The sequence below is a fragment of the Streptosporangium sp. NPDC048886 genome (assembly GCF_055586905.1).
In genome coordinates this window covers 135,803-154,020 of the sequence record NZ_JBVJHH010000020.1, presented here as the reverse complement: position 1 = coordinate 154,020, position 18,218 = coordinate 135,803, and the positions used below count along the sequence as shown (strand labels likewise).

Annotated in this window: 13 protein-coding genes; 3 read left to right on the top strand and 10 right to left on the bottom strand. The window is 73.8% G+C overall.

Annotated elements, in window-relative coordinates; translation table 11 throughout:
* Window positions 1-35: 35 nt before the first annotated feature.
* The 3 genes from ACZ6R6_RS25235 to ACZ6R6_RS25225 all read right to left on the bottom strand — a co-directional run bounded on the left by ACZ6R6_RS25235 (window position 36) and on the right by ACZ6R6_RS25225 (window position 6,769).
* Complete coding sequence (locus tag ACZ6R6_RS25235; RefSeq protein WP_470097171.1) at window positions 36-2,255, bottom strand: ATP-binding protein; 2,220 nt, start codon at window positions 2,253-2,255, stop codon at window positions 36-38.
* Between the two features lie 244 nt (window positions 2,256-2,499).
* Window positions 2,500-4,713, bottom strand: coding sequence for an ATP-binding protein (locus ACZ6R6_RS25230; protein WP_470097169.1), 2,214 nt, complete (start codon window positions 4,711-4,713; stop codon window positions 2,500-2,502).
* Between the two features lie 79 nt (window positions 4,714-4,792).
* Window positions 4,793-6,769: an ATP-binding protein gene (locus ACZ6R6_RS25225; protein WP_470097167.1), complete on the bottom strand. Its 1,977-nt coding sequence runs from the start codon at window positions 6,767-6,769 to the stop codon at window positions 4,793-4,795.
* A gap of 151 nt (window positions 6,770-6,920) precedes the next feature.
* Between ACZ6R6_RS25225 and ACZ6R6_RS25220 the strand changes: the two genes are divergently transcribed.
* From ACZ6R6_RS25220 to ACZ6R6_RS25210, 3 genes are all read left to right on the top strand, one after another.
* Window positions 6,921-7,631, top strand: a complete 711-nt coding sequence (locus ACZ6R6_RS25220) for a class I SAM-dependent methyltransferase (RefSeq protein ID WP_306859681.1) — start codon at window positions 6,921-6,923, stop codon at window positions 7,629-7,631.
* Window positions 7,632-7,818: 187 nt separating this feature from the next.
* Window positions 7,819-9,693, top strand: coding sequence for an acyl-CoA dehydrogenase family protein (locus ACZ6R6_RS25215; RefSeq protein WP_470097165.1), 1,875 nt, complete (start codon window positions 7,819-7,821; stop codon window positions 9,691-9,693).
* A gap of 308 nt (window positions 9,694-10,001) precedes the next feature.
* A complete protein-coding gene (locus tag ACZ6R6_RS25210) occupies window positions 10,002-10,175 on the top strand; it encodes a hypothetical protein (protein WP_470097163.1) in 174 nt (57 codons plus the stop codon).
* 80 nt (window positions 10,176-10,255) lie between these two features.
* On the opposite strand, the gene ACZ6R6_RS25205 is transcribed toward ACZ6R6_RS25210, so the two are convergent.
* From ACZ6R6_RS25205 to ACZ6R6_RS25175, 7 genes are all read right to left on the bottom strand, one after another.
* Window positions 10,256-11,401, bottom strand: a complete 1,146-nt coding sequence (locus ACZ6R6_RS25205; RefSeq protein WP_470097161.1) for an acetyl-CoA C-acetyltransferase — start codon at window positions 11,399-11,401, stop codon at window positions 10,256-10,258.
* A gap of 43 nt (window positions 11,402-11,444) precedes the next feature.
* The gene (locus ACZ6R6_RS25200; protein ID WP_470097159.1) at window positions 11,445-12,371 is read right to left on the bottom strand and encodes a DMT family transporter; all 927 of its coding nucleotides are present in this window, start codon (window positions 12,369-12,371) and stop codon (window positions 11,445-11,447) included.
* Window positions 12,372-12,478: 107 nt separating this feature from the next.
* Window positions 12,479-13,885: a DUF2079 domain-containing protein gene (locus ACZ6R6_RS25195; protein ID WP_470097157.1), complete on the bottom strand. Its 1,407-nt coding sequence runs from the start codon at window positions 13,883-13,885 to the stop codon at window positions 12,479-12,481.
* Window positions 13,886-13,968: 83 nt separating this feature from the next.
* Window positions 13,969-14,853: a class F sortase gene (locus tag ACZ6R6_RS25190; protein ID WP_470097155.1), complete on the bottom strand. Its 885-nt coding sequence runs from the start codon at window positions 14,851-14,853 to the stop codon at window positions 13,969-13,971.
* Window positions 14,854-14,865: 12 nt separating this feature from the next.
* On the bottom strand, window positions 14,866-15,795 hold the full coding sequence (locus tag ACZ6R6_RS25185; protein WP_470097153.1) for a hypothetical protein: 930 nt from the start codon (window positions 15,793-15,795) through the stop codon (window positions 14,866-14,868).
* A 211-nt stretch (window positions 15,796-16,006) separates the two neighbouring features.
* The gene (locus ACZ6R6_RS25180) at window positions 16,007-16,789 is read right to left on the bottom strand and encodes a class I SAM-dependent methyltransferase (protein WP_470097151.1); all 783 of its coding nucleotides are present in this window, start codon (window positions 16,787-16,789) and stop codon (window positions 16,007-16,009) included.
* Window positions 16,786-18,060 carry an MFS transporter gene (locus ACZ6R6_RS25175; RefSeq protein ID WP_470097149.1) on the bottom strand — a complete coding sequence of 425 codons (1,275 nt, stop codon included), beginning with the start codon at window positions 18,058-18,060 and terminating at the stop codon, window positions 16,786-16,788. Before ACZ6R6_RS25175 ends, ACZ6R6_RS25180 begins: the two co-directional genes overlap by 4 nt.
* Window positions 18,061-18,218: the final 158 nt, after the last annotated feature.

Genomic DNA, 18,218 nt, shown 5'->3' with positions numbered 1-18,218 from the left:
GGCCTGCGAGCCCGGACCGTGACCGCCCTACGGGCTCAGGCGAGCGCCGGTCCGCGGGTTCGGACCACGGCCGACCTGACGGCCGGTCCACGGCCCGGGCCGTGGTGGGCGCTGTCAGCGAGGGCGTAGGCCACCGCGGAGTCGGGGTCGTCGTCGTGGCCCTCGGCGAAGGCCGCGTCGTAGGCGTCGTCGCCGAGCAGTTGCCTGGCCGTGCGCTCGGCGACCGTCCCCGGCTCCGACATGCCCTGCGGGCAGCCGGACCTCCGCAGCCCGGACATGGCCCGCAGCCGCGCTCCCGTGCCCTGGAGGCGGGCCGTGCGGTAGCCGTCCCCCTCGACCGCGGCGATCACCGCGAGCTGGTCGACGGCCAGCGCCACGCCGGCCGTGTCGCGCAGCCGCCATTTGACGTCGAGCGACTGCCTGGCCGCCGCCGCGGCCTCGGCCGCCCGGCCGAGGCCGAGCCGCGCGATGGACAGCACGTAGTCACCGCAGGCTCGGGCCCAGCGCTCGCCTCTGGCGTCGCAGAGCCGCTGCACCTCCTCCAGCATGGAGACGGCCCTGGCGAACTCGCCGCGCCAGGTGACCGCCATCGCCAGGGTCACCAGGGCGAGCGGCTCGCCGACGGTCGCCCGGCCGGCCCTGCGGAAACACTCACGGGCGCGCTCGATGCCGGGTTCCACCTCGTCGAAGGCGCCGACGGACAGGGAGAGGACGGCCAGTTGGAGCCGGGCGTGCCCGGCCGTCGTGTGGTCGTCCCCGTCGAGGGCGGCCGACAGGGCCGCCTCCAGCCGGCGGCGGCCCCGTTCCAGGTCCCCCTCGGCGATGGCCACGCAGCCGTCGGCCCACAGGAGCCTGGGCAGCCCGGGATCGGTGCCGGGCGCGGCGTCGATCATCCGCCCCATGTGGTGGCGGCCCTCGCCCGACCGGCCCAGGCAGAGCCAGAGGATCCAGAGCCTCCCGGCGAGCTCGACCGACAGCGGGCTCGACGGGTCGCCGGAGCCGAGCGCGCGGCGGAGATCGGTGCTGGAGGAGTCCAGCCGGGCCGCCCACCCCTCCTGCCCGGGGCCGTACCAGCCGGCGTCGGCCCCGCGTGCCAGGTCGAGGTGGTAGCGGCGGTGTCGGCGGAGCAGCCCGGCCTCCTCCCCGAGCCGGGCGAGCCGCCGCCGGCCGTACTCCTTGACCGCCTCCGGCTGCCGGTAGCCGCCGGGGACGCGGGCGAGCAGTGCCCTGTCCGCCAGGCCGGCCAGCAGAACGGGCACGTCGGCCAGGCCGTCGCCGCACACCCACCGGGCGGCCTCGGCGTCGAAGTCTCCGGCGAAGACCGACAGCCGGGCCGAGAGCAGGCGCTCCCCGGGGCCGCACAGCTCATGGCTCCAGCCGATCACGGTGCGCAGGGTGGCGTGCGGGCTCCCGGGGCGGGACAGCGGCCCCCGATCGTCGTACGGTCCCCCGGGCCGCTCCCCTCGGCGCTCCACCGGCGACGCTCCGGGCCGTCCTTCGGGACGCCCCGCGGGCCGCTCCGGCGGCGACGCTCCAGACCGCTCCTCCGACCACCCCGCGAGCCGCTCCGGCGGCAGCGTCCGGAGCAGGCCGGCGGCCAGCTCGATGGCCAGCGGGATGCCGTCCAGCCGCCGGCAGATCCTGGCCGCGGACATCAGTGCCGCCCCGTCCGTCTCCAGGCCGGGGGCCGCGGCCCGGGCCCGGTCGAGGAAGAGCCGGAGCGCGTCGTCCGTCATCGGCCCCGCGGCGTCGGGGGCCGGCGGCTCGAACGGCCCGAGGGGCAGCAGCGCCTCCCGCGGAAGGCCGAGGGCCTGCCGGGAGGTCACGATGATCCGCACGCCGGGCGCCCCGGCCAGGACGGCGGTGACGAGGTCGCGGCAGGCGTCCGGGAGACGCTCGCAGCCGTCCAGGATCAGCAGGAGGTTCTTGCCCGCGAGGAATTCGGCCAGCACCTCGCCCCCGGGGCGGGCCGACTGCTCGCGCAACCCCAGGGCGGCCGCGACGATGTGGGCGAGCAGGTCGCCGTCGCGTTCGCCGGACAGTTCCACCAGCCAGGCGCCGTCCGGGTAGGAGCCGTGGCATTCCTCCGCCGCTCTTACCGCGACCCGTGACTTGCCGACGCCTCCGGCGCCGGTGACCGTGACCAGCGACGTCTCGGCCAGGAGCTTCAGCAGCTCCCGGATCTCGCTCTCACGGCCGACGAAGCCGGTCGTCTCCGCGGGGAGGTTCCCGCGCCACCATGGGTTCCGTTCCATCGGTTCGTGCTCCTTCCACTCTGTGGGAATCGCACCCCGTCAGGGTCACGGACCGGTCAGCCTCCCTCTCGCGGGTGGGGTTTACTTCTTCCCGAGTGCAAAACTCACCGTCGTTCCAAGGTCGAAGTTCCTCCCGTGCACGGTGGAATTTCCGAATCGTCAGAGTTTGCCGCTCAATGGCGGCCTGACCGCCCGGCCTGACCACCCGGTCGGGAGCCTCGGCCCCGGGCGGGCGGCCGTGAGGTCAGCGGGGCTCGCCGTGCGCGGCCGTACGGCCACCGGCCCGGTCGCCGCCGGCGTCCCGGATCCGCGCCACGGCCACGCCCGGATCCATGACCAGCCCCCGGGCGAACAGGCGGTCGTAGACCGCGTCGCCGACGAGTGCCCTGGCCCGCCGCTCCGTACGCTCGCGGGAGGCCGCGGCACCCTCGCGGGACACCGGCGCGTGAACGGCCGCGGCGTGCGCCGCCGCCGGGCCCGGTCCGTCCGGCCCCACCGGGTCCTCCCCCAGGGCGCGGGGGGTTCCGGGCCCCAGGGCACGGGGGGCTCCGGAGCCCTTCCCGGACGCGCGAGAGGCCGCCGGCCCCGGCGGACCGGGCCGGGACGGCTCCGCGGCCGCCCGCATCCGCCGGGCGGCACCGAGCAGGCAGGCGGCCCGGCGCCCGTCGCCGCCCGCCGCGGCGGCGGCGGCGAGCTGGTCCATCGCCAGGGCGCCGCCCACCACGTCGCCCAGGCGCCATTTCACCTCGAGCGCCGCCCGCGCGTGGGCCTCGGCGGCGCCGGGCTCGCCGCGGTCCAGCTCGGCGAGCGAGCGCACGTAGTCGCCCTGGGCGCGCGCCCACAGCTCGCCGCGTCCGGCACACCGCTCCCTCTGCCGCGCCAGCACCTCCACGGCCCGGTCGGGCTCGCCGCGGACGACGGACACCATGGCCAGCGTCACCTCGGCGGCGGCGAGCCCGGCGTGGTCGGGGTCCGCCCGCCCGGACAGCTCGGCCGCCTCGGCCGCGAGGCGGCCGGCCCCGTCGAGGTCGCCGCAGGCCAGGGCGGCGGCCGCGGCGACCTGCCGGGCGCGGCCGGCGGCGGCGGAGTCGCCCGCCGCGATCGCCGTCTCGTACGCCTCGGCGGCCCGGGCACGGGCCGCCGCCGTGTCGCCGTCGGCGAGCGCGGCCCAGGCGCACACCCACAGGGCCTTGGTCCGCGCCGGGCCCGGCCGCGTGTGCCGCCGGAGCGCCCGCTCCAGGTGGCGGCGCCCCCGCCGTGCCTGTCCCAGACAGCACCAGACGAACCAGAGCGCGGTCACCAGGTCGGCCCCGTCGTCGTGGTCGAGGGCGGCCGTCAGGTTCGGCAGCTCGCGCCGGGCCCAGTCGGCCCAGTGGAGCTGGTGCGGGCCGGACCACTCGGCCTCCGCCCTGCGGGCCTGGGCCAGGTAGTGGTCACGGTGGCGGCGGGTGAGGGTGTCTTCCTCGCCCAGCCGGCGCAGCCACTCACCGCCGTAGTCGCGGACCGTGTCGAGCATCCGGTAACGCGACCCCTCGGCGGTCAGGATCGACCTGTCCACGAGCCCGGACAGCGGGAGCACCGGCAGCCGCTCGTCGGCGCAGACCGCCCGCGCGGCGGCGGCGTCGAACGGCCCGGCGAAGACCGACAGCCGTGCCCAGAGCAGGCGCTCCTGCGCGGTGCAGAGCTCGTGGCTCCAGCCGACCGCGGTGCGCAGCGTCTGGTGGCGTCTCAACGGGGCGGGGCTCCCCCCGACGAGCAGCTCGAAGCGGTCGTCCAGCCGTTCGGCGATCTGCTGGAGCGACAGCGTCCGCAGCCGCCGGGCGGCGAGCTCGATGGCCAGCGGGATGCCGTCCAGCCGGCGGCAGACCCGGGCCACCGCCGCGGGGTCGAGGGTGAGGCCGGGCACCAGGGCGTGGGCCCGCTCGGTGAACAGCCGGACCGCGTCCGCCCCCGCGTCCCCGGGCGCCGCCAGCGGCTCGATCGGCAGGACCCGCTCTCCGGGCAGGCCCAGCGGCCGGCGGCTGGTGGCCAGCACCCGCGCGTGCGGAGCCTCGGGCAGCATCCGGCGCAGCAGCGCCGCGCAGGCGTCGGTCAGATGGTCACAGGTGTCCAGGACCAGCAGCAGCCGCTTGCCGGCGACGAAGTCGGCCAGCACCTCCGGCTGGGGGCGCGCCGACTGCTCGCGCAGGCCGAGGACGGCGGCGATGTCGTGGCCGATCAGGTCGCCGTTCTGCTGGGCCGAGAGCTCGACGACCCACACCCCGTCGGCGAAGGAGCCGCGCAGCCGGTCGGCCGTCCTGACCGCCAGTCTCGTCTTGCCCACGCCGGCACCGCCGGTGAGGGTCACCAGCGGTGACCGGCCGACCAGCACGGCGATCTCAGCGAGCTCCTCCCGCCGCCCGACGAGACTGCTCGTCTCCGCCGGGACGTTGTCCCGGCGCGTCCGCGTCTGCGCCACCGCTCCCCAGCCCCTCCGCGTGAGGTGGCAAGCCAACCACGGAACCGGCCAAAGGCCCGCCGGGGTACGGCACCCCCGGTTATGAGATCTTCTCCCCCAGCGCATATTTCACAGCGATGCCCAGGTCAAAGCCCTGCCCCTCGGCAAACAGGGTGTCGAATTCTCCACCGCCGAGGACCTTCACCGCATGGGTCACGGCCCGCTCCCGGACCGGGACGGAGATCGGTGAGCCGGACTGCGGCAGCCCGGAGGAGTCCCGGACGGCCTGGGCGGCGCCCAGCAGCCGGGCTCCCCGGCGCGCGGCTCCCTCCGCCACCGCCGCCCAGGCGATCATCTCGACGCAGGCGACGCTCAGGAGCGGGTCCTCGAAGAGCCGCGCCGCGGCGAGCGCCGTCCTGGCGTGGCGGAGCGCCCCGGACGCGCTGTTCCTGACGTGCTCGGCCCAGGCGGACACGTATTCCATCTGGGCGCTGCTCCACTCCTCCCCGTGGGCCTCGCAGAGCGCCTGCCCCTCCGCCAGCGTCTCCGCGCTCTCCTCGGGTCTGCCGGCCGCCAGCAGGCCGAGCGCCGTCAGCGTGTAGCAGGGCAGCAGCCCGGACAGCACGTCGCCCTTGGCCATGTGCCAGGCCATGGCCTCCTCCAGCAGCTCGACCGCCCGGAGGTGGTCGCGCCGCGCCAGGGAGAGCAGGCCCTCCAGCTGGGCGATGTATCCGGCGGCGCTCCCTTCGGCGTCCTCGGCGCGGCACCGGTCGAGCCGTTCCCGCGCGGCGCCGAGGTCGCCCTGGAGCGCGGCCACCCACGCGCAGACCCACAGCGCCCTGATCCGCTCCGGGCTGGGACCGGTGTCCTGGCGCAGCGCCGTCTCCAGGCAGTGGCGGCCCTCGCGCAGCATGCCGCAGCAGATCCAGAGGGACCACAGGGTCCCGGCCAGGCCCAGCGCCGCCCTGGACCGTTCCGGGTCGGCCAGGCACAGCTCGAACGCCCTGCGGAGGTTGCGCCGCTCGGCCCGTATCCGGCCGTACCACTCCACCTGCCGGCCGGGCCACTGGACGGCGCACCGCCTGGCCAGCCGGAGGTAGTGGTCGCGGTGACGGCCCTGGACCGCGCCGGTCTCGCCCAGCCTGAGCAGCCACTCGGCGCCGAACTCCCTGACGGTCTCCAGCATGCGCAGCCGTACGCCGGCGGGGTGTTCCTCCCGCTGCACGAGCGACTTGTCGACCAGCCCGCTCAGCGCTTCGAGCACCAGCCCGGCCGGGAGCGGCCCGCCGGCGCAGACCCGCTCGGCCGCCTCCAGGTCGAAGCCGGCGGCGAACACCGACAGCCGGGCCCACAGCAACCGCTCGGCCGGGGTGCACAGCTCGTGGCTCCAGCCCATCGCCGCGCGCAGCGACTCGTGCCGCACCGGGCCGCCACCGCCGGTCAGCAGGTGGTAGCGGTCGCCCAGCCGCCGGGTGAGCAGCGCGGGCGGCATGGCGCGCAGCCGTACGGCCGCCAGCTCGATGGCCAGCGGGATGCCGTCGAGCCCCGCGCAGAGCTCCGCCACGCCGTCCGCGCCGGCGGCCGGGCCCGCGCGGTCGAGCAGCAGGGCCACCGCGTCCTCGGCCGGGAGCGGCGAGACGAGGTGGATGTGCTCGCCCGACACGCCGAGCGGCTGACGGCCGGTGGCCAGCACCCGGAGGTTGGGCGCGCGGCGCAGCAGCGTGTCCACCAGCGAGGCCACCGCTTCGACCAGGTGCTCGCAGGTGTCCAGCACGAGCAGCGACCTGCGCGAGCCCAGCCACTCCGCCAGCGCCTCCTCCTGCGGCCGGGCCGGCTGGTCGGCCAGGCCCATGCCACCGGCCACGGTCTCCGCCAGGAGGTAGGGGTCGGTCAGATCGGCCAGGTCGACCAGCCAGAGGCCGTCGGGGAAGTCCGCCGCGACCTCCTCCGCCACCCGGCCCGCCAGCCGCGTCTTCCCGACGCCGCCCAGCCCGGTGAGCGTGACCAGCCGGGCCCCCCGCATCAGGCGGACCACCTGTGCGATCTCTGCGTGCCTGCCGACGAAGGTAGTTTCCATGGGGTGGCCCATGCTAGGCCGCCGGATGTCGTTTGGGGGGCCGCTCCCGGGGAAGCGCTACTAGACTCTGCCTGTCCGCAGCCGTGGCCCCCGCGCCACGGCTTTCTGTTAGCGATCTGGACGGAACCGCATGTCTGGGTATGACCGCGTAGTGCAACCCGCGGCCGGTGACGAGGCCCTGGAGAACCACCTCGGTGGGGACGAGGCCAAGAACTACCGGCAGTACGAGCTCGACATGGTCGCCCCGCACGTGGGCCGCTCCATGCTGGAGATCGGCTCCGGTCTGGGCCATTTCGCCGAGGCGTTCCTGCCGCGGCTGGACCGGCTGGTGGTCAGCGACTTCGACCCCTACTGCGTGGAGCAGCTGCGCAAGCGCTTCACCGGCCGCGACGACATCGACGTGCTGCAGTTCGGCCTGCCGACCGACATCCCGATCGGCGAGAAGGTCGACACCGTCGTGATGATGAACGTCCTGGAGCACATCGAGGAGGACGTCGAGGCCTTGCGCTCCCTCGCCAGGGTCACCGTCCCCGGTGGGCGGATCGTCATCTGGGTCCCGGGCTACATGCAGCTCTACGGAGACTTCGACCGCAAGGTCGGCCACGTGACCCGCTACACCCCGGCCACCCTGCGCAGCACGGTCTCCAAGGCGGGCCTGGACATCGACGTGCTCAAGCCGATCAACTTCCTCGGCGGCATCGCGTGGTGGGCCGCCGTCCGCCGCGGCGGTGTCGGCTACCCCGACCCGCGCCTGGTGAAGATCTACGACCGCACCGTGGTCCCCGCCACCCGTTTCATCGAGCGCTTCGTCCGGCCGCCCTTCGGCCAGACCGTCTTCTGCGTGGCCCGCGTCCCGAAGTAAAGCGCGCCCCTCCCCCGCTGACCGTCCCGGATGTGATCGTCACCCGGCGTCGACGGATCAGCCGCCGGAGCACCTCGGCCCTCGGCGAGGGCACCTGCGGGCATATCGGACTCCTACCGCGTCGTTGCTTTCCCGGAGCCGCCACCCGGGCGTAACGTCGAGGTGATCTATGCCCGAGGAGGTCACAATGACCGATTACACCAAGGCGCGCGAGGTGGCCGAGCAGGCCAGGGAGAAGGAATGGGCCCGCCCCAGCTTCGGCAGGCAGCTCTTCCTGGGAGACTTCCGCCTCGACCTGGTGCGTCCGGCTCCGGCGCTGTCCGGGGCCGGGACCGGCAGGGGCGGGGAGTTCCTCCGGGCGCTGCGGCGGTTCCTGGACACCCGGGTCGATCCGGCGCTGATCGAGCGGACCGCGCAGGTGCCGGACGAGGTGGTCAAGGGGCTGGCGGAGCTGGGCGCCTTCGGGATGACCATCGGGGAGGAGTACGGCGGGCTGGGGCTGAGCCATCTCGACTACGGCCGGGCGCTGATGCTCGTCGGGTCATACTGCCCGGCGCTGAGCACGCTGCTGTCGGCGCACCAGTCGATCGGGGTGCCGCAGCCGTTGAAGCAGTTCGGCACCGAGGAGCAGAAGCGGAGATTCCTGCCCCGCTGCGCGAGGGGCGAGGTGTCGGCCTTCCTGCTGACCGAGCCCGACGTCGGCTCCGACCCCGCACGGCTGGCCACCACGGCGGTGCGCGACGGCGACGACTACGTGCTGGACGGCGTGAAGCTGTGGACGACCAACGGGGTCGTCGCGGGTCTGCTGGTGGTCATGGCCCGCACCGGCGCGAAGATCTCCGCGTTCGTCGTCGAGGCGGACACCCCGGGGATCACCGTCGAGCGGCGCAACGCGTTCATGGGCCTGCGCGGCATCGAGAACGGCCTGACCAGGTTCCACCGGGTCCGCGTCCCGGCCGCCAACCTGATCGGCCGTGAGGGCCAGGGCCTGAAGATCGCGCTGACCACGCTCAACACCGGCCGGCTCTCGCTCCCGGCCGTCTGCGCGGGCAACTCCAAGTGGGCGGTGAAGATCGCGAGGGAGTGGGGCGGCGAGCGGGTGCAGTGGGGGCGCCGCATCGGGGAGCACGAGGCGGTCGCCCGGAAGATCGCCTTCATCGCCGCCACGGCCTACGCCCTCGAAGCGGTGATGGAGCTGTCGTGCCGGATGGCCGACGAGGAGAGCACCGACATCAGGATCGAGGCGGCGCTCGCCAAGCTGTACGCCTCGGAGATGGCGTGGAAGGTGGCCGACGAGCTGGTCCAGATCCGCGGCGGACGCGGCTACGAGACGGCCGAGTCGCTGGCCGCCCGGGGCGAGCGCGGGGTCCCGGCCGAGCAGGTGCTGCGGGACATGCGGATCAACCGGATCTTCGAGGGCTCCACCGAGATCATGCAGCTGCTGATCGCCCGCGAGGCGGTCGACGCGCACCTGACGGCGGCCGGCGAGCTCATCGACCCGTCGCTGGACGGCAGGGCCAAGGCCCGCGCCGCGATACGGGCGGGCGGCTTCTACGCGCGCTGGCTGCCGACACTGGTCGCCGGGTCGGGCAACAGGCCGGGGTCCTACGCGCAGTTCGGCGCGCTGGCCCGGCACCTGCGCTACGTGGAGCGGACCAGCCGCAAGCTCGCCCGCTCCACCTTCTACGGCATGTCCCGCTGGCAGGGGAGGCTCGAACACAAGCAGGGCTTCCTCGGCCGGATCGTCGACATCGGCGCCGAGCTCTTCGCGATCACCGCGACGTGTGTCCGCGCCCGTGAGGAGACCGCCGAGCTCGGGCGCAAGCCCGCCGAGCTCGCCGACACCTTCTGCCACCAGGCCCGGCTCCGCGCGGACGCGCTGTTCGACCAGCTGTGGGACAACAGCGACGCCCGGGACGTGCGGCTGGCGCGCCAGCTCCTGAAGGGCCGCTACACCTTCCTCGAGGAGGGCATCCTCGACGCCTCCATCGACGGCCCGTGGATCGCCGCCGCCACCCCCGGCGCCTCGACCTCCGAGAACGTGCACCGGTCGATCGGCTGAGAACGCCCCGCCCGAGGCGGCGGGGCGCGGCCCGGCACGGATCCCCGCCCCGGAGGCTGCCCTCCGGGGCGGGGATCCGTGCCGGGATCAGCCGGGATTAAACGGGATCGGCCGGGATTAAATGGGTTGCGCCGTCCGGGGCGACCGCCGTACGGTCGATCGCATGTGGATCAACTCCTAAGAGCCGGCGTCGATCAGTTCCGACTGATCCGCCCGCACACTCAGCCCTCTGGCCCCGTACGTCTGACGCGGCAGCTGAGTCTCCGGCACGGCATCGACCGCGTCGTCATCATCCTCAAGGAGTCCATATGCGAATTCACGCCGGCCAAAAGCGCGGTGGGAAGAACAAGACCACCAAGACCCACACTCCGCTGCCCGAGCGGAACCTGCCTCCGGCGGCGCCGCGGCACCTGCCGATGCCGCACCTGCCGATGAGGCCGACCCAGCAGCCGCGCCGGATCCCCGGCAAGGGCGGACGCTGAGACGGCGGACGCCCCGCCCCGATTTCCCGGGGCGGGGCGTCCGTCTCGTGCAGCGCCCGGCTCTGAGCCGGGCGCCCGGCTCAGAGCCGCTCGATGATGGTGACGTTGGCCTGGCCGCCGCCCTCGCACATCGTCTGCAGGCCGTACCTGCCGCCGGTCCGCTCCAGCTCGTGCAGGAGCTTGGTCATCAGGATCGCGCCGGTCCCGCCGAGCGGGTGGCCCAGGGCGATCGCGCCGCCGTTGGGGTTGACCTTGGCGGGGTCGGCGCCGATGTCCTTGATCCACGCCAGCGGGACCGGGGCGAACGCCTCGTTGATCTCGGTGACGTCGATGTCGTCGATCGACAGGCCTGACCTCTTCAGCGCCTTCTGGGTGGCCGGGATCGGCGCGGTCAGCATGTAGACCGGGTCGTCCCCGGTGAGCGCCAGGGTGACGATGCGCGCCCGGGGGGTCAGGCCGTGGTCGCGGACCGCCTGCTCGGAGGCGATCAGGAGCGCCCCGGAGCCGTCGGAGATCTGCGACGAGGTGGCCGCGGTGATCCGGCCGCCGTCCCGCAGCGTCTTCAGCGACGCCATCTTCTCCAGGGTGGTGTCCGCGCGCGGGCCCTCGTCGTCCTCGACGCCGTTGACCGGGGCGATCTGGTCCTTGAAGTAGCCGTTCGCCACGGCCTTGGCCGCCCGCTGGTGGCTCTCGTAGGCGAAGCGCTCCAGCTCCTCGCGTTCGAGGCCCCACTTCTCGCACATGAGCTCGGCGCCGCGGAACTGGGAGATCTCCTGTTTGCCGTACCGCTCGACCCACATGTCCCCGAACGGGAAGGGCATGCCCTTCTCCAGCGCGGCGGTGATCGACGACCCCATCGGCACGATGCTCATGGACTCGACCCCGGCGGCCACCACGAGGTCCTGGGTGCCGGACAGCACGCCCTGGGCCGCGAAGTGGATGGACTGCTGGGAGGAGCCGCACTGACGGTCGATGGTCACCCCGGCGACGCTCTCCGGCAGGCCGGCCGACAGCCACGCGTTGCGCGCGATGTCCATGCTCTGCGGGCCGAACTGCATGACGCAGCCCATGATCACGTCTTCCACCGCGGACGGGTCGACGCCCGTGCGGTCGATGAGCGCCTTGAGGGTGTGCGCGGCCAGATCGGTGGGGTGGACGGTGGACAGCCCACCCTTCTTCTTACCGACCGGGGTGCGGACCGCCCCGACGATGTACGCCTCTGCCACAGTGCCTCGCCTCCTGCTTATGAAACCGAGCATTGTTCGGTTATTAGGAGGTTACAACAGAATCTTCGTCCGTGTCCCGCCCGGCCTCGGCCGCCCGTTTCCGCCGCCGCGTCATGCCGACCCCCACGAGCACGACGGCCATTCCCACGACGACCCGGAGGCTGAGCTCCTCGCCGAGCAGTGTCGCCCCCAGCCCCACCGAGACCACCGGCAGCAGGTAACCGACGGTGGCGGCGTCGGTCGCGCCCTCGTCGGCGATGATCCGGTAGGTGAGGTGGAAGGTGATCCCGGTGGCGAACACCCCCAGGACGGCGACGGCGACCAGGGCCACCGGGTCGACGCGCACCGGCGCCAGGCCGCCGGCGGGCAGGGCCAGCGCGCTCAATCCCGTCGCGGCGACGAGCTGGGACGCGGAGAGGGCGATGGTGGGGGTGCCCTTCCCGACGAGTTTGCGCCCCATGTAGGCGAAGGCGACGGCGTAGCTCGCCGCCGCCGTGAGGATGGCGAGGGAGCCCCAGCTCGCGAGCCCGGCCTGACGCCACGGGGCGAAGATCAGCAGCGTGCCCGCGAACCCGAGGAGGAGCCCGCCCAGCCGGACCGGGTGGAGCCCGCGTTCGGTGCCGATGGCGATGCCGATCAGCAGGGACCACAGCGGGGTCGTCGCGTTCAGCACGCCGGCCACCCCGGAGTCGACGGTCTGCTCGCCGATGCTGAACAGGGCGAACGGCAGGGCGTTGCAGAAGAAGGCGGCCACGACGACGTGACCCCAGGTCGCACGGTCACGCGGGAGGCGCCGGCCCGCGGAACGACACCAGACGATCAGGAGGGCCGCGCCCAGCGCGCAGCGGGTGAAGGTGACCTGGGCCGGGGACAGGCCGGTGAGGGCCAGCTTTATCCACAGGAAGGTCGACCCCCACAGCAGGGCGAGCACGCCCATGCGCGCCGACGTCCCGTATCCGCCCCTGAACACTCCGCACCTCCTGTCCGGCCTTCGGGAGTAAACGCTGCCGCAGGCGACTCAACAGGACAAGTGAAAAGAACTGACACACCGTTCAGATTTGCTACATCCTCGGCGGGCTACGGCCGGTTCAGCACGACGTAGCCGTCACGCTCGAACACCTTGCGGTAACCGCTCCGCAGCGCCTCGTCGACCCGCTGCTGCTGCATGCCGTACTCGCCGAACGGATAGGTCCACCGCGCCACGTCGGCCACGATCCAGGGTGCGCCGTGGGCCTGGGGGCCCCACAGCAGGACCGTCGTCCGGGCGGTGAGCGCGGGACCGGCGTTGTTGGCGGCCTCGACGACCACCCCGTCCGGGACCCTGGCCACGGCCTCGCGCGCCGCCGCGACGTGCGGCTCGCCCTCGTAGAAGGCCGGGTCCAGGAGCTTGCCGAGCTCGAAGCGCGGCACGAGGGTGAGGCCGATCACGCAGACCGCGACCGCCCAGTGCGTGATCAGGCGCCGGCCCCGGAACCGTCCGGCGAGCCGGTCCGCCCCGTCCACCCCGGCGCAGACGAGGACGGCGACGATGAAGGCGTTGTAGTGGTGCTCCGGCCCCCACCACTGCGACCGGTCGGCCAGGAACCGCTCCAGGACGAGCGGGACCGCCACCAGCGTCAGCGGCGACAGCAGCGCGGTCAGCGCCATCGGCCACAGCAGGAAGGCCAGGGTGTTGACCTTGACCATCGGGCTGACGAGCTGCGCCAGCGCGGCCATCGGATCACGCAGGAGGGCCAGCGCCACCTGGCCGAGATCCGCGCCCCAGGCGCCGTAGGCCCAGTGGAAACCCGTGGCGCCGGCCCCCGCCGCCGGCATCAGCACGCCGCGGATCATCATGAGCGCGCCCAGCGCGAAGAGGATGACGGCGGCTCCCGCGAGCCGTCGCCGGGTGAGGAACAGATACGTCCCGAAGCCGGCGAGCAGCAGGCCCATGTCCTCCTTGACCAGCAGCAGCCCGGCGGCGGCGAGCACCGCCGGGACCGGCCGGCCGGCGTCGGAGCGCTCGATCATGATCGCACTCAGCAGCGGGACGAAGGCCGCCTCGTGGAAGTCGAACCCGGCGGCCTGCGCGATCGGCCACGACACCGTGTAGGCCAGCGCGACCAGGTGGGCCGGGCGCGCGCCGAGACGGCGCTCGGCGTAGTGCCAGATGGGGACCGCGGCCAGCGCGAACAGCACCGCCTGGGTGACGATCAGCGTCTGCGGCCCGTCGTGCAGCCAGTACAGCGGGGCCAGCAGGGCCAGGATCGGCGAGAAGTGGTCGGCGAGCTGGAGGAAGTCCATCCCGGCGCCGTACTGCATGCCGACCGAGGGCACGGCGGGCGCCCCGAAACCCGCGTAGCCCCGCACGGCCTGGTCGAAGATGACCAGGTCGAAGACGGTGGCCCGGAAGGTCGCGAGCTTGACCAGGCCGAGCAGCGAGTAGACCGTCGTGGCCAGCGCCACGAGCGCGCCCAGCACCAGCCCGTGCCGACGCCGCCACACGGTCTCCGCAGTGGCGAGGGCTCTCGGGGACGCGGCGCCGCGGGCTCTCAGGGACGACACGGCACCGGACGGAGCGGCGGCGCTCATTCCCTGCGCGTGCCCGTCATCGTCGCGTAGGCGATGACGTTGTCGGTGTAGTGGCCGGTCGTGTGGTCGTAGGTGCCGCCGCAGGTGATCAGGTGGAGCTGGGGGTTGGGCGACTCGCCGTACACCCGCTGCGTCGGGAAGACCGACTTCTCGGCCTGTTCGAGACCTCCCACGGTGAAGACCGCGATGACGCCGTCCTTGCGGTGCACCTCGATGACGTCACCGTTGCGGATCTCGTCGAGGCGGCTGAAGACCGCGCTGCCCGACTTCGTGTCCTTGTGTCCCAGCATGATCGCCGGCCCGGCCTCCCCGGCCGTGGGTCCCGAGCGGTACCAGCCGACCAGGTTGGGGTTGCCGACCGGCGGCACCTCGATCGCGCCCTGCCTGTCGAGCCCCACCGACCTGATCGGCGCGTTGACGCCGAGCCGTTCGATGACCAGGCGGACCGGGGTCGAAGGTTGCATGGCGGGGGCCGCCGGGACGCTCGGCTGCGGCGGCGGCACGGTCGCGGGCGCCTGGAAGTAGGGGTCCGCGGGGGCGGTGGCGTTCATCTGGCTGCGGGGCGGCAGCGTGGTGCGCTGGTCGGCCAGGCCGTACTGCTCGGGCGCCGCCACCATGTAGAGCAGGCCCACCAGCACGGTGATCACCCCGGCGACCCCCGCCAGGATGAGCACCGACCGCAGCACCCGGCCGCCTTCGATCCGGCCGTCGGGCCACTCCTCGTACGGCCGGCCGTACTGCTGGTATCCGGGCTGCGGCGGATAGGGCGGGCGGACCGGCCCCCGCCCGTACGGCGGCACGGGCCCTTGGGGACGCCCCGGCCGCCCCCCGCCCAGGGCGGGGGGCCTCGGCGGCCTGCCGTCAGGCGTCGGGCTGGTCATCCGGCACCCCGGTCAGCCTCTGGCCGCCGTACGGCGCCGCAGCACCAGGCCGCCGACCGCCGCGCCCGCCACCATCAGCGCGCCGCTGATGACGATCATCCGGGCGTCCGGCCCGGCCTCCCCGCCGCCTCCGGTGGAGGCGCCGCCTCCGGGGGTCTCGTCGATCTGCCGGGTCTTGGGGGGCTTGACGGGCTTGGACGTCTTGGTCCTGGTGACGGTGACGACCGGCGCCGGGGTCGGGGTGCTCGTGTTCGTGGGGGTCGGCGTGCCGGTGCCCGTGTTCGTGGGGGTCGGCGTGCCCGTGCCGGTCGAGGTGCCCGACGGCTTGACCGTGATCAGCAGCGCCGCGGCGCTCGCCTCGGCCGAGGCCGTGGACGCGACGTCGCACGCGTAGAGGGTGCCGCCCGTGCCGCCGCCGCCCGGCCCGGAGGCCGGCTCCAGGTAGAGGTCGAAGGAGGCCGGCTGGACCGCGATGACACCGGTCGCAGTCGGGGTCACCGTGATCAGCACGGGGGGCACCTGCAGTTGGGCACCCGCCGTCGCCGCGGCGGCGGCGGCGGTGGCCCCGACCGTCCGGAGCTCGGAGGGGACGATCGAGGGGTTGCTGGTGACGAGCGCGTCACCGTCGATCACGAGGCGGTCGGTCGCGGGGATGGCCGAGGGAGCGGTGAGGAACGGCGAGGCGGCGGGCTGCCGGATCGCCCAGGTCGCCACGACGGCGGAGTTGGGCGTCGGCGCCAGCGGGCCCGTGATGTCCATCTGCAGCTTGTAGGTGACGTTCCCGGTGCCGGCGGAGGAGGCCGTGCAGGTGTAGGTGACGGTCTTCGGGGCTGCCGTCATGGAGGCGATCGCCGGAACAGCGCCGAAGAAGATTCCTCCACCCACTGCTGCGATGGCGGCTGTCTTGACCGCGACGCGGCGGCGCGTCTTGGACTTCAGCACAGTCTCTCTCCATTTCGGAACAGTTGAGCGCTCTGGGCGGGCGTCCACGATTCCAGGCGATGGTCACGGTCCGGCATAGATCCTATGAACAGAGACTGAGATATGCACGTAACTCGGCAAAACGGGCATAAATTCCTCCCCGTCTCACCGCTGCCGGCCGCGGCTGCGGACATCGGCCCCGCGCCGCCCGGGCGTGACGGGCGACTGCCCGCTACCCGCGCGGCGCGCGGACCACCACGGTGGTGATCGGGAGCTCGAACTCGCCGCCGGCCGTCTCGGGGGTGGCGCGCAGGTAGTCGAGGACCCGGGCCATCAGCTCGGCGCGCTCGGTCTCCGGGAGGGTCAGCACGTGGGAGTGGGTGGCGATGGTCGCCGCCATCGACTCCGCGGTCCGGCGCTGGCCGTGCGCGAACTCGGCCCGCTCGCTCGCGCCGAAGTGCGGCCCCCGCGGGAAGGCCACGGCGGGCCGCCACCGTCTGAACGACACCGTGCTGGCCGCCACCCGCTTCAGGCCGCTCACCCACGGGACCCGGTCGTCGTCGAGGTTCCACAGCCCGGCCAGCACCCCGCCCGGCGCCAGGACCCGGGCCATCTCGGGGAGAGCCCGGTCGAGGTCGAACCAGTGCATGGCCTGCCCGACCAGGATCGCGTCGACCGACCCGTCCGCCAGCGGGATCTCCTCCGCCGTGCCGGACAGCGCCCGGACCCCGGGCAGCCGGTCGCGGAGCTGGGCGAGCATGGCCGCGTCGGGCTCCACCGCGACGACGTCGGCGACATGCCGCAGCAGCACCCCGGTCAGCTTCCCGGTGCCGGCGCCCAGGTCGAGGACGCGCAGCGGCGCGCGCTCCCGGACGGGCCCGAGAGCCCACAGCACGGCGTCGTCGGGATAGTCGGGCCGCTCTCTCGCGTACGCGGCCGCCTGGCCGCCGAACGAGGACGCCCGCCGCGCGATGGTCTCGGGGTCGACGCCGTCGAAGGTGGGTGAACCGCTCACCGGCTCACGGTACCCCCGCGGTCCGCGCCGGCGCTCATGGAGTACGGCCGGCCGGCGGCACGTGACCGGCCGCCCGAGGCCAGGGCGAGCACGAGGGCCAGGACGAGGTACGGCACGGCGGACACGGCGAAGATCACGCTGTGCCCGGTCGCCGCGGAAGCGGCGGCATAACAGCCGAAGAAGGCGATACAGGCCACATCTGTGCCCAGCCCGGCCAGCGAGGTCACGGTGGCCCGGGCCGGGCCGGTGATGCGGTCCTGCAGCCGCGCGTCGACCAGCACGGTCGCCATCTGGAAGAGACAGAAGGCGAGCGCGATCACGGCGAAGCCCGCTGGGACCCCGCTGATCGCCCCCGCGCCGAGCGCCAGCGCCCCGGCGGCGAGGATCACCGCGGTCGTCCGGTCGGTGCCACGCCGTCCGGCGGCCGCGAGCAGACCGCCGAGCGCGCCTCCGGCGGAGACGAGGAGCACCAGGAGCGGTACGGCGTACTCGGCGACACCGGTGCCGGCCGCCAGCAGGGGGACGTACTCGTCCAGCGCGCCCCAGAGCGCCGTCACCACGATCACCAGCAGCACCGCCCGCCGTACCGGCTGGCTGGAGCGCATCTCCCGCACGCCGTCCCGCAGGATGCCCGCGTAGGAGCCCGGCGACGACTCCTCCGGCGACGACTCCTCCGGGCTCTGCCCACGGTGTTCGGGGAAGGTCGTCGCCACGGCCGCGCAGAGCGCGCAGGCCAGGACGCTGGCCGCGCCGAGCAGCGGGTAGCCGCCCACCGCCAGCGCGGGGGCGGCCAGCGCCGTGGCCACCATGACGGCGCCGGTGCCGAGCGCGCGGGCACGGCCCATGATCGTGGCGTAGCGGCCGGCGGCGTCCAGACGTTCGAGCTCGGTGTAGACCAGCGCCTCCATGGCGCCCGACTGCAGCGCTCCCGAGGTGCCCCAGAGCACGAAGCCCGCGGCGAACGCCCAGTAAGAGGGGGCGATGACCCACAGGGCGTAGCCCACGGCCGACAGCAGCGGCGCCACGACGAGGAGCAGCCGCCGCGAGACGGCGTCGGCCCACACTCCGGAGGGGACCTCCATCACCAGGGAGGTGACCGACCAGATCACGAACAGCGAGGAGATCTCGGCGGTCGACAGACCGGTGTCGACGAACAGCAGCGCGTAGACCGGGTAGAGCAGGATGAGATCGTCGAGGAAGGTGTAACCGTAGAGCGTCGCGGCCAGGCGCTCCGCGCGCCTGCCCGGTCCACGGAGAAGAGAGATCATCATGAGGTCTTTCTGACGGGGGACTGTGCGGGCTCGGGATGCTCGGCATCTCCGGCGGCCCGCGACAACGGGTCCCCTGTCGACCTCTGGTGATGGATCAATGTCGCCAGGTCATGGAGCCGACTCTACCTCGGGCCCGTCCGCCCGGCCCAGCCCTTTTC